Origin of the sequence: Paenibacillus sp. USDA918EY (assembly GCF_009870825.1) — a bacterium.
Taxonomy (GTDB): domain Bacteria; phylum Bacillota; class Bacilli; order Paenibacillales; family Paenibacillaceae; genus Paenibacillus_AQ; species Paenibacillus_AQ albilobatus.
In genome coordinates this window covers 359475-371097 of the sequence record NZ_WTWY01000006.1, presented here as the reverse complement: position 1 = coordinate 371097, position 11623 = coordinate 359475, and the positions used below count along the sequence as shown (strand labels likewise).

Annotated in this window: 10 protein-coding genes; 9 read left to right on the top strand and 1 reads right to left on the bottom strand. The window is 52.1% G+C overall.

Annotated features, from left to right (window positions below; translation table 11 throughout):
- Positions 1–426: 426 nt before the first annotated feature.
- Positions 427–822 carry a YkvA family protein gene (locus tag GQY55_RS15735; protein ID WP_160042799.1) on the bottom strand — a complete coding sequence of 132 codons (396 nt, stop codon included), beginning with the start codon at positions 820–822 and terminating at the stop codon, positions 427–429.
- Positions 823–979: 157 nt separating this feature from the next.
- Here GQY55_RS15735 and GQY55_RS15730 point away from each other — a divergent pair, with 157 nt between their 5' ends.
- The 9 genes from GQY55_RS15730 (at position 980) to GQY55_RS15690 (ending at position 11532) form a co-directional block, all read left to right on the top strand.
- Positions 980–1186 carry a YwbE family protein gene (locus tag GQY55_RS15730; protein ID WP_373309230.1) on the top strand — a complete coding sequence of 69 codons (207 nt, stop codon included), beginning with the start codon at positions 980–982 and terminating at the stop codon, positions 1184–1186.
- Between the two features lie 168 nt (positions 1187–1354).
- A complete protein-coding gene (locus GQY55_RS15725; RefSeq protein ID WP_160042798.1) occupies positions 1355–1762 on the top strand; it encodes an exosporium protein C in 408 nt (135 codons plus the stop codon).
- A gap of 268 nt (positions 1763–2030) precedes the next feature.
- Positions 2031–5282, top strand: a complete 3252-nt coding sequence (locus GQY55_RS15720; RefSeq protein ID WP_160042797.1) for a family 10 glycosylhydrolase — start codon at positions 2031–2033, stop codon at positions 5280–5282.
- A gap of 279 nt (positions 5283–5561) precedes the next feature.
- Complete coding sequence (locus tag GQY55_RS15715; RefSeq protein ID WP_160042829.1) at positions 5562–6512, top strand: ring-cleaving dioxygenase; 951 nt, start codon at positions 5562–5564, stop codon at positions 6510–6512.
- Complete coding sequence (locus tag GQY55_RS15710; protein ID WP_160042828.1) at positions 6512–7123, top strand: flavin reductase family protein; 612 nt, start codon at positions 6512–6514, stop codon at positions 7121–7123. The genes GQY55_RS15715 and GQY55_RS15710 overlap by 1 nt, the downstream gene beginning before the upstream one ends.
- Positions 7124–7319: 196 nt before the next feature.
- Positions 7320–7745 carry a VOC family protein gene (locus GQY55_RS15705; protein ID WP_160042796.1) on the top strand — a complete coding sequence of 142 codons (426 nt, stop codon included), beginning with the start codon at positions 7320–7322 and terminating at the stop codon, positions 7743–7745.
- 220 nt (positions 7746–7965) lie between these two features.
- On the top strand, positions 7966–8241 hold the full coding sequence (locus GQY55_RS15700) for a hypothetical protein (protein WP_160042795.1): 276 nt from the start codon (positions 7966–7968) through the stop codon (positions 8239–8241).
- 201 nt (positions 8242–8442) lie between these two features.
- Positions 8443–8736, top strand: coding sequence for a hypothetical protein (locus GQY55_RS15695; RefSeq protein WP_160042794.1), 294 nt, complete (start codon positions 8443–8445; stop codon positions 8734–8736).
- Positions 8737–8859: 123 nt separating this feature from the next.
- The gene (locus GQY55_RS15690) at positions 8860–11532 is read left to right on the top strand and encodes a discoidin domain-containing protein (protein ID WP_160042793.1); all 2673 of its coding nucleotides are present in this window, start codon (positions 8860–8862) and stop codon (positions 11530–11532) included.
- The last annotated feature ends 91 nt before the right edge of the window (positions 11533–11623 follow it).

The window sequence follows — 11623 nt, the reverse complement described above, 5'->3', positions numbered from 1 at the left end:
GCTATTCGTGACCACAAGTGATTATAGAAGAAATAAACTAAAGGGGATTGCAGGAAAATTAAAGGCAGAAATAATAACGTTCAGAGACTTGAAATAGCTCCCCACATTCCCCACACATTTCCCCACATAGGCATTTTTAGAAGACAATATTCTACGGAAACAATGGACGAAAAACCGCATTATATCGGACTTTGTAACAATGTGGGGAAGCAAAAAACCGCCCAAAAGCATGGGCGGCATGATGTAAGAAAAGGCCTCAAAAGCCTGTAATATCAGTGTTTTAAAGGCTAAAGGCTCCCGAAAGGGAGCCTTTTCCCATTTTTTTGGCTGTAAACGGTTTTGGCATCCGGATCCGGAATAAGCGATTTGAGCCTTTCAAAGAATAACGTATGAATCTTTGAAAGGCGGAATTTTTTTGATATAAAATTACTGAAGCAAACCGACGATAAGGATGCCTGTCCAAACGGCCAGCAGGATCCATACCAATACAAACAAAATTGCGGCAGCGTAATGTTTAGGCTTTCCGTTTTTCCTCATTTCTTCAGCCTTTTCCCTGTTTTCTTCAATGATATGGGGTGGGATCAAGCGTAACGCCAGCGTGATGCCGAGGGGAACGATAATCAAATCATCGAGATACCCTAAAATCGGGATGAAATCCGGAATCAGGTCAATCGGACTGAAAGCGTAAGCGACGACGCAAACGGCAAACGCTTTGGCGTACCAAGGCACTCGGGCATCTTTGTAAGACAAATAAAGCACGTATATGTTTTGTTTTATCGTTTTGGCGTAGTTTTTGAGTTTTTGCAGGATCGACGGATTCATTCCAGGTTCTCCTTCATTGTCATTTCTTATCGTTAACGAAACTTCTTTTTCTTTGTTCGCCAACATTTTCCGAGTGCCGTAACCACGGCTGCATTTGTGATATGATAAAAGGGAATGTTATGCATGTTAGATTAGACAGAAAAAGGCAGTGATATTCGTGGAACCGCATATGATCCGGGCCAACATCCAACCGGGAATGGCCGTAGAAATCGTAAAAAAAGAAGACCAGCGCACCGGCAAGCGCACGCAAGGCATCGTTCAAAGATTGCTGACCAACTCGCCCAATCATCCGAGAGGCATCAAAGTAAGGCTGACCGACGGCACGGTGGGGCGTGTGCAGGCCATTTTGAAACAGCAGGTTTAAGAAACAACTCCCCGATGACGGAGGGAACGTTTAAACATCGAGCATTCATATCGGCTAATCCAAACTCTATCAAAAAAATGATATAAATGCAGCGGTGATCTTGTCCATACCGATTCTATCACTCCGACATAGAATGAACTATCTTTCGAAAAGGAGTTGATAGAAACAATGGCACAGCAACTAATCGCTTATAACGCAAGCGTGCCGACGCCGGTTACGGACGGGGCGTCCATTCCGATTCCGATTACTCCCGCGGGAGTGGGGATTGCCTCGTTCAGATTAACCGTCCCCGGCGTTCCGAATTTCGTCGATTTGAAAGGGCTGGTTGGCATCCGCGGTGACGCGGGAACCGGAAGCGTCCTGCTCCGAATCTTCCGGGACAATAATGTCATTTACTACTCCCGCCAGGGCTTTGAAGCCGGATTTGAGAAATATTACTCCATTCCGGTTCAGTTCACCGATGCCAACGTAACTCCAGGCGTTCACGATTACACGTTATCCATCGAAAACTTAACGCCGGGCACGAGCGCAACGGTCATCGGACCGATCGCATTCAGCGGTTTTATTACGACGTAATCCGCTCCTGAATGCAAATGCACCTTTTCAAAGGCCGCCCTAAGCAGCGTTATCGCCGCTATGGGGCGGCTTTTATGCGCTTTTTGCTATATCCTCGGCATGGTTTTCCGAAAAAACGCGAAAAATGGTAAATTAAATTTTGTAGTAAAATTTTATAGTGCATTATATAATTAAAACATATTTTCATAATGAAAGGAGGTCGAATGTCGGAAGATTGAGGCGCTTTGGTATCAAGAAAACTTTATTTATGGGAGGAGAAAAAGCAGGGATGAACCACCAGGGAGCTTGGTTGGGCAGAAGTCTTCGCGGCATGCTCATAATAAGTTTAATTGTAAGCGCATTCATGACTTGTGTGCCCGTTTCCATTTACGGCGCATCGGCAGAGGAGGATACTAACGGGAACCCGGCCATCGAAGCGAATAACACCGGGGAAGCCGGCGTGGAGGGCCAAACGGCCGACGCAAAAAACGTGGAAGCGGCACGTCTGGAAATTTCGCCAAACCCGATCACGCTTGAGGCGAATACGTCGCTTACCCTCACGGCGAAAGGGTATGGCACGGGCGGAAGCGAAGCGGATGTTCCGCAGTCGGAGGTCGGTTGGAGCATTAAATCGGAAAGCACGCCCGGAATCGGAACGTTGAACGGCGCGACGCTGACGGCAGGGGATCAGCCGGCTTCCGGCGTCATCGAAGCGGTGTACAACGGTCTGACCGCGGAAGTTGAAGTGAATGTCGTGGCTCCGGCGGTGATGGCGGCTGCGGGCACCGAATGGTCCAGCGTATTTGAAGATTTTGAAAACATCGATGACGTGAGGGTCACTTCCGTGAGGGCGAATTCCGCGGTGCTCGACCAGGTTCAACGTCCTTTCCCCGTCAAATACGGCCTTTCGGCAGGCAGGCTGAAATACGATTTTACCAATAATGACGGAACATCCGCGGCTTACATACGATTTAAAAATCCCGACGGTAAAGACGGCCGCGATCTTCCGGGCAAGCCGAAAAAAATCGGCTTTTGGGTGTACGGCGAAGATAAGCAGCATTGGATCCGCGGACAGGTCCAGGACAGTCTGGGCAAGCAGTTTACGCTTGATTTTACCAACAGCAGCGACGTGTTGAACGGCTGGCGGTATGTAGCTGCCGATGTGCCTGATGGGGCCGAGCCGATGAAACTCAATTATATTTATTTGGTGGAGACCGGCACAAAAAGCGCTGGCACGCTCTATGTCGACCAGGTCAGCCTCGTTTATGAGAACACCAATATATTTGGTGTTGAATGGTCGGGGGTCAAACCGCTGAAGGCCGGAGATACCGCACAAGCCGGCGTTCTGATTACCCGTAAAGGGGATGCTGATCCGAAGCCTGCGGAAAGCGGCAGCGTCACGTTCGCAAGCAGCGACGAATCGGTGGCGACGGTGGACGCAAATGGTCTGATTCATGCGCTTGCTGCCGGGGAAACCGATCTGACAGCCACGTATCAAAATAAATACCGCGCCGTATATCGGCTGGTCGTATCCCAGAATCCGGTCGTGCCGGACCGGCTTTTGATTGAGGGACCGCTATCCCTCGTTCTTACCGAAACCGCTAACTTGAAGGCTTTTGCCGTCTATGGCGGAGGAGAGCCGGTCGACGTGTCGGCGGAAGCCGTGTTTGAAATCGAGCCCGGCAGCGGCATCGCTGAGATCGCGGGGCGGCAGATTCGGGCATTACAGGTAGGTGAAACGACAGTGACGGCCAAATATGAAGGACATGAAGCAAGCTATAAGGTTCAGGTGAAAGCCGGAGAACTGAAAAGCATCGAAATCGGAAACGTATTTTCGGTGATGATCGGAGAAGAGGCGCCTGCAGCGAAAGTGTACGGTGTCTACAAGGTCGAAGGCAAAAAGGAAATCACAACAGGCATCACCTTTGGCAGCACGAATGAAAAGGTGGCGGCCATCGATCCGGCGACAGGCCAAATCACCGCCAAAGCGCCGGGAACGACAACGATTACGGCCGAAGTGGAAGGCAAAAAGGCGCAGCAGCTCCTTGTCGTGACGAATCCGGCCGCACACCCGAAACGGGAACTGCGCGGCGCATGGATTTCGACGGTAGAGAACATCGACTGGCCGACGAAAAACGTGTTTGATCCCGCGCAGCAAAGAAAGGATTTCGTGAAGCTGCTGGACGAATTGAAAAATACGGGGATTAACGCGGTGTTCGTGCAGGTCAGGCCGACAAGCGACTCCTTTTTCCCGTCCGATTATTTCCCATGGTCGCATTGGTTGACGGGGGAACAGGGCAAAGCCCCGAGCGACGGGTACGATCCGCTGAAATTTATGATCGAAGAAGCGCATAAACGGAATCTCGAATTCCATGCGTGGATCAATCCGTACCGGATCAGCATGCATGACAATCCCGATTTGCTCGCGGCAAACCATCCGGCGCGCGTGCATCCGGACTGGGTCGTTAAAAACGGCGGTAAAATGTACTTTAATCCCGCGATTCCGGAGGCTCAGCAATACATCATTAACGGAGTCAAAGAAATCGTCCAAAAATACGACGTCGACGGCATCCATATGGACGATTATTTCTATCCGTATCCGGGAAGCGAGCCTTTTGACGACGCCAAGCAGTACAACGACTATAAAGCAGGCGGAGGTACCAAGTCTTTGGGCGATTGGCGCAGGGACAACGTCAACGACATCGTTGAAGGATTGAATGCGACCATCAAGAGCACCAAGCCGTACGTCAAATTCGGCATCAGCCCTTTCGGCATTTGGCGCAATAAAGCGACGGACCCGACCGGATCGGAAACAAACGGCCTGCAAAATTACGACGACCTGTATGCCGACACGAGAACATGGATGAAAAACGGCTGGGTGGATTACCTGGCGCCGCAAATTTATTGGCATTTCGGCAATCCGGCGGCAGCCTACGAAAAATTGATCGATTGGTGGACCAAAGAAATCAACGGACAAAACGACAACTCCGGCAAACATCCTGTTCAGCTGTATATCGGCCAGGCGGCTTATCGCGTGGGCGAAAGCAACTGGATGAATCCCGACCAGCTTCCCGCCCAACTGAGATACAATAACGACCAGGGCCAAAATGTATCGGGCAATATCCTATTCAGCACATCGGATGTGCTTCGCAATCCGCTCGGGGTCAGGGACGAGATCGCATCGATGTATTCGCGTCCCGCGCTGATTCCCGCCATGCCGTGGCTGCCGGACGAAACGCCGGCTGCACCGAAGCTGCTCAATGTCAAAGGAAAGAAAGGCATGATTGAAGTCGATTGGAAGGACAATGAGAAACAGAAGCCGGCTTATTACGCGGTATACCGCATCAGCCGCAAAGGTTCCATCAATCCGAACGATACCTCGCAGCTGATCGCGACCGTTCGGAGAGTGGACGGAGTGAAACAAACATTTATGGATTACAGCGCCGTCCCGGGTCAGGAGTACACCTATGCCGTCTCGGCGGTAAGCAGATTGCACAATGAAAGCGGGCTGAGCAATACGGTCTCCGGCCATGTGAAATAAGGCGGATGAATCCGGGAACCGGCGTTGCCCGGGAATCCGTTTAAATAATGGATCCCATGAAATCGGCGGGAGCAATAAAGCTCCGGCCGATTTTTTATGACGTAAATTGACGAAGTACAGTGATCCACATTTTTTTATTCTCGGTGGATACACCTATTGACAGCTAACTTAAATTATAATATCTTTAAATCAAGATAAATGTTTTGAGTTCATTGCTGAAGAAGGACATATTCACTCATATATCTCAATATTAAGATTATTAAATAGGAGCTGGGGATGATGAACATGAAAACCGCAGGCATTCACCACATTACCGCATTTGTAAGGGATCCGCAGAAAACGGTCGATTTTTATGCAGGCGTACTGGGACTGCGATTGGTGAAACAAACGGTCAACTTTGATGCGCCGGAGGTGTACCACCTGTATTTGGGAGACGAACAAGGAACCCCGGGTACGATCATCACGTTTTTTCCGTGGCCTAGATCGCGTCAAGGACGCGTGGGCGGCGGTCAGGTCGGAGTAACGACGTTTGCCGTTCCTAAAGGGGCGCTTGCTTTTTGGGAAAACAGATTGGCGGCTTTTGACATCCCGTTCGAAAAGACGTCGAGATTTTCGGAGACGTACCTTGCCTTCCGCGACGGGGACGGTCTGCAGCTTGAAATCGTGGAACGGGAAGCAGGTCCATTAAGCACGTGGAGCTTCGGCGGGATTCCTGCGGAGCGGGCGATTAAAGGTTTTGGCGGCGCGGTATTGTACAGCATGGAGCCCGGGCGGACGGCCCACCTGCTTCAGCAGGTGATGGGCCTGGAAAGAATCGGCCAGGAGGGAGCATACATTCGATTCAGATCGTTTGGGGAGCTTGGCAACACCGTCGATGTTGTCGCGAACCCGGTGGAGCGGGGGACAGGCGGAGCAGGAACGGTGCATCATATCGCCTGGCGCGCGAAGGATGACAGCGAGCATGCATTATGGAGAGAGCATGTGCTGGAGCATGGCTTTCAGACGACGCCGATCGTTGACCGCCAATATTTTCGCGCCCTTTATTTCCGCGAGGAAGGCGGCATCCAGTTTGAAATCGCGACCGATCCGCCGGGCTTTGCGCGCGATGAAGAACCTGCCCGTTTGGGCGAAAAGCTCATGCTGCCCGAATGGTTCGAACCGCGCCGGGAAGAAATCGAAGCCAAGCTGACGCCGTTTGAAGTCCGGGAGCCGGAGGTGCCGCGCCAATGATGAAGTCCATCGATCCGCTGAACCAAAGCGAACGCGACAATTACAAGCTGCTGACCGGAAGCATCATCCCGAGACCGGTCGCTTGGGTGACGACACTGGCCGATAACGGCAAAATCAATGCGGCGCCGTTCAGTTATTTCAACATTGTGACGGCGGATCCGCCCATGATTTCGGTGTCGGTTCAGCGAAAACAAGGCTCGCGGAAAGATACGTCCAGAAATGCGGCACGGGAAGGCGAGTTTGTCGTGCACATCGGGGACGAACTTTCGGTAGAAAAGCTGAACATAACTGCGGCCAGCCTGCCGCCGGATGAAAGCGAGCTGGAGCATGCCGGGCTGACGCCCGTTCCGAGCCACAACGTGCGCGTTCCGGGCATTGCCGAAGCGAAAATACGCATGGAATGCGTCCTTGAACAGGCGATGCCGCTGGGAGGGACGCCGGATTCCCCGGCGGCGGATTTGCTGATCGGGCGCGTCGTCCGCTTTCATATCGATGAGGCCTTGCTGGATCAAGGCCGCATTCTGGCGGAGGCGCTAAAGCCGGTCAGCCGGCTTGCCGGCAGCCATTACGCCAAACTGGGAGAAACTTTTTCCCTGGAGCGGCCGAATTAAAGGTATTGATGGGGGACGTTTCGGCTTGCGGGGATCGGCTAAGAAAACGCAGGCAAAAGCCATACCGAAAGACCGAAAGACCCCGTTATTTTTTGAAAATGCTTGTGTGTTCGCCTTATCCGCGTGGAATAAACAGGTTATACTGAGTAAGGAAACTTGTACTAAAAACGAATCATGATAAGGGAGGACAAGTTACATGAGCTTGAAAGTCGCGCCGTATATCGTATTGGATGGAAACTGCGCCGAAGCGGTGGCATTTTATGAAAAGGTGCTGGGAGCAAACAACTTGGGGGTCCAACGGTTTGGCGATAAGCCGGATCTCGGTCATCCGGTGCCCGATGCAGCGAAAGACCGCGTCCTGCATGCGGCACTCGAATTCGACGGCCAGATGCTCCTCTTCTCCGACACGTTTCCGGGGAATCCTTACAAGCAAGGCGATCAATTGACCATTGCCCTCATGACGAAGGATTTGGAGCGCTTGAGATCGATTTATAACGCACTTTCCGACGGCGGACAAGTTCACATGGAGCTGCAGGAAACGTTCTGGAGCCCGTCCTATGGCATGGTTCGCGACAAATTCGGCATTACCTGGCAGCTTAGCGGGGAAACATCCGAAGGATAAAAACATGAGAGAGGGCCGGCCTAGCCGGTCTTTTTTTCGATTGGACCGTTTTTTACATGGGTCCCGTCTCGCTAAGGAACGGGTTGAACTTTTGGAGCAAGGGATGTCTTTGCATTGTCCGATCATAAGCGAGGTGGGAAAACGCACAAATGCCTGCAACCTTTTTTGGTCTGAACTGTCTTATATTCAAAAGCTTTTTTAGGGAAGGGAACGAAAGTCCATGAAGGCCAAATGGTTGGTTTCGTTGATCCTGTTCGTTGTGCTGGCAGCCGGCTGCAGCCATTCTAACCGGTTCGAAGTCGAGGGCAGGATCGAAAGCGTCGATGCCGAAAAGAGCGTTCTCCACGTAAGCGGATTTGAAGTAAAAGTAAAAAACGCGGAGGGATACCGGGTCGGGGATCACATCAAAGCCGTTTTGGAAAGCCCTTATGCCGACAAGGATGTGTACGATCCCGCCAAGACGAAAACCGTAAGCATTGAAAAGGGTTCTCCGTGATGATGTTTTGGAGAGCCTACTTGGAGGTTAAAATCGATCCGCGGAGCTGCTGAACGGCGAATAAACCAGCTCCTTTCTTAGAATCTTATATATGGGAAGTTATCCTTTTGAAGGAACGAGGCTCAGGAACAGAGGCAAAGCCCGCCGGAGAATCGCATAAATTGGCGTCAATATAATTCATTTTTTACGAAGGGACGAAACATGTTGATACTGAACCTCATGCTGGCCATGGCTGTCTCATTCGGTACGGCTTCGGAAGTCGAGGAACCGGCCGATGTTAGCAAAATCAAATCCCACACCGACTTTAAACTGCTTTTGCCCAGCGGGAAACCTGCCAGCGATTGGAAGATGGAAGTGAAGTGGCCCTATCCGCTCAGGTTTAATGAACCGATTCGAAATGTGAGATTGCATTATTTTGATAACAGGGGAGAATTCATGCTTGGCATCGAGCAGCATAAGGCTATTTTCCTTAACAAAACACAAGCCCACCGATAAAAAAGACATGTCCTTTCATATCTGTGCAAGTTAAAATGTAAGCGATTTCAAAATACGGGATTTTGCGGAGAACTTCAGTACACTTTTGCAAAATCCTCATTTAAGAGAGGTGGGATTTTATTGATGGGCTCGATGAAAAAGCTTGGTTTCGGTTTCCTGGTCCTGCTGCTGATGCTTCCGGCCATGTCCGGCGGGAAGGAGAAGGCGTCGGCGGCGGCCGGTTCAGGCACCAACCTGGCACTTGGCAAAAGCGCGCAGGCCAGCTCCGGCAAAGCAGGCAACGCCGTGGACGGCGATCCTTCGACCGTCTGGCAGCCGCTGGCCGCGGACCGCGGGGACGATATGAACGTCTGGATTTCGATCGATCTCGGCGCCAAGGAAACCTTCAACAAAGTCATGATGCATCTCAACCGGGCGGATAATTTGAAGGATTATGAAATCCTCTACTCCGACGACAACGGCAGCTGGAATCAAGCTTACAGCAAAAATAAAGATTTGACCGCTACGGAGGCAGCGATGTTCGACGATGTAACAGCAAGATATATCAAGATTAATCTTAATTTGAGCAAAGATTTAAATGTACAGCTATCCGAGCTTGAGGTATATAACAGCACGGAAGCGCCGGCCCCCGCCGGCTTGAAAAGGATTTATTTCACGGACGCAAGCGGAAAGGAGTACCCGAACAATGCCGAGATTCGCTTGAATAAAGGCGAGAAAGGCACGCTTGTCCTGAAGGGCGAGCTCGATTCCGGTCAAGAAGTGGATCTGACGCCTTACGCCAAGACGTTTGCAGCCACGACGCAGGACGTGAGCATCGATCCTTCGGGAGCGTTTACGGCCAACCAGGTCGGAGCGGCGCTTGTTCACGGCGTGGTGCAGACGACGAAGGAGCTGAAAACAAACGATTTTTGGATCGTGGTGGACGATCCGAACGTGTTTTTGGATGAAAAATACGTGATGAACTCCAAGCTGATCCACCAACATATCCAAAGCGAAATCGGCCAGCCGGCTCTGATTGAGCCGAAGGATGTTTATCCTTCCGTGTCGACCGTCTCCAACGTGGCCGGCACGCTGAGCGGCGAGCTGATTTACGGCGGCAAGGTCATTGCCAAGCTGGACCCGGTTGCCGTGGCGAAAGGGGAAGCCAAACAGTGGACGCCGGAGGGGACGGCGGATCAGAAAGGCCGGTATGAAATCCGGCTGACGATGGAGCAAGCAGGCAAACCGCCGGTGTACGACTCCTTCTACTTTACGGTATGGGACAAAAAGAGCATTCCAAAAGACCAGAGCCAAATCGCATTTCTTGGCGATGACGGCAAACTGGTGTACGTGAGCGATTACCGGGGCAATCAGATCCTCGATTTCTCGAACGTCGGCTACATGGGCGGCGGCGTGAAAATCCCGGACGTCAAGGTCAAAGCGACGGTCAAGCCGGGGGACGGGGACGACACGGCCCGCATTCAGGCAGCCATCGACGAGGTGTCCCGATTGCCGGTCGGCAAGGACGGTTTCCGGGGAGCGGTTTTGCTCAAAAAAGGGAAATACGAGGTCGGCGGCACGCTGAAAATGAATGCGAGCGGCGTCGTGCTTCGGGGCGAAGGACAGGATGACAAAGGGACGCTTATCTACGGGACGGGCGCGAATCCGCGCAACCTGATCGAAATCGGGGAAAATACCGGTCTCAGCATCGACAACGGCTCGATGAGAACGATTACCGATCTGTACGTGCCATCCGGTTCGCGGACCTTCCGCGTTGATGATGCCGGCGGCTATAAGGTCGGGGATACGGTCGTGGTGCGCCGGGTCGGGGACAAAAACTGGATTCATGAAATCGGCATGGATTACATTTACAACCGTCCGGGCGGCACCGTAACCCAGTGGTCGCCGTTTAATCTCGATTTTGACCGCGTCATCACGGCGATCAACGGCAACGCGATCACGGTGGATGCGCCTATCGCCAATGCCGTCGAACAAAAATGGGGCGGCGGGCAAATGTTCAAATACACCGACAGCGCCCGGATCGAGCAGGTCGGCGTGGAGAATATGCGCGCGGACAGCGATTTCGATCCAAGCATCATGGATACGGTCATGGACAATGACACAACGGACCCGTATTATGCCGATGAAAAACACGCGGAACGTTTTGTTGTTTTCAACAGCGTCAAAAACGGCTGGGTGCGCGACGTGACAGGTTATCATCTGTCGTATTCGCTTGTTCAGATGAGCCGCAACTCCAAATGGATTACGGTGCAGGACAGCAAAATGTACGACATGGTCAGCATCATTACCGGCGGACGCCGTTATGTGATCCATCAGATGGGGCAGCTCAATTTGGCACAGCGGATTTATACCGAGACGGCGCGGCATGCGTTTGTCGTGGACAGCCGGGTACAAGGGCCAAACGTATTCCTGGACGGCAAGGCGGTTAAAAACTACAACACGAGCGAACCGCATCACCGCTGGTCGGTCGGCGGCCTGTTCGACAACATCGATGCGCCGATTTCGATCCGCGACCGCGGCTGGTTGGGCAGCGGCCATGGCTGGGCCGGGGCCAACTACGTCTCCTGGAATACCGAAAACGAACTCACTTCGCAGCAGCCGCCGACGGCGCAAAACTACGCGATCGGACATGCGGGGCCAAAGGTACCCGGTCTCGTGCCAAGCGATTACGATCCGCGTCCGCGCAGCGAAGGTTACTGGGAAAGCCTCGGGAAACACGTGAAGGTGGAAAGCTTGTACAAACAGCAGCTGCTGGAACGTCTGGGGAAAAAAGCGCTGGACAATATCAAGCAATAGCTTCGGTTTTGTAAGCAAAGCTATGGATGCCGCCAGGCGGCGTTCATAGCTTTCTTTTTTTCGATTGTGTAGAATGGTTATTGGTATAGTC

Coding starts and splice junctions, on each gene's coding strand:
- GQY55_RS15695 (WP_160042794.1), top strand. CDS start 8,443: ATGTTGATACTGAACCTCATGCTGGCCATGGCTGTCTCATTCGGTACG.
- GQY55_RS15700 (WP_160042795.1), top strand. CDS start 7,966: ATGAAGGCCAAATGGTTGGTTTCGTTGATCCTGTTCGTTGTGCTGGCA.
- GQY55_RS15715 (WP_160042829.1), top strand. CDS start 5,562: ATGAACATGAAAACCGCAGGCATTCACCACATTACCGCATTTGTAAGG.
- GQY55_RS15710 (WP_160042828.1), top strand. CDS start 6,512: ATGAAGTCCATCGATCCGCTGAACCAAAGCGAACGCGACAATTACAAG.
- GQY55_RS15720 (WP_160042797.1), top strand. CDS start 2,031: ATGAACCACCAGGGAGCTTGGTTGGGCAGAAGTCTTCGCGGCATGCTC.
- GQY55_RS15690 (WP_160042793.1), top strand. CDS start 8,860: ATGGGCTCGATGAAAAAGCTTGGTTTCGGTTTCCTGGTCCTGCTGCTG.
- GQY55_RS15735 (WP_160042799.1), bottom strand. CDS start 822: ATGAATCCGTCGATCCTGCAAAAACTCAAAAACTACGCCAAAACGATA.
- GQY55_RS15705 (WP_160042796.1), top strand. CDS start 7,320: ATGAGCTTGAAAGTCGCGCCGTATATCGTATTGGATGGAAACTGCGCC.
- GQY55_RS15725 (WP_160042798.1), top strand. CDS start 1,355: ATGGCACAGCAACTAATCGCTTATAACGCAAGCGTGCCGACGCCGGTT.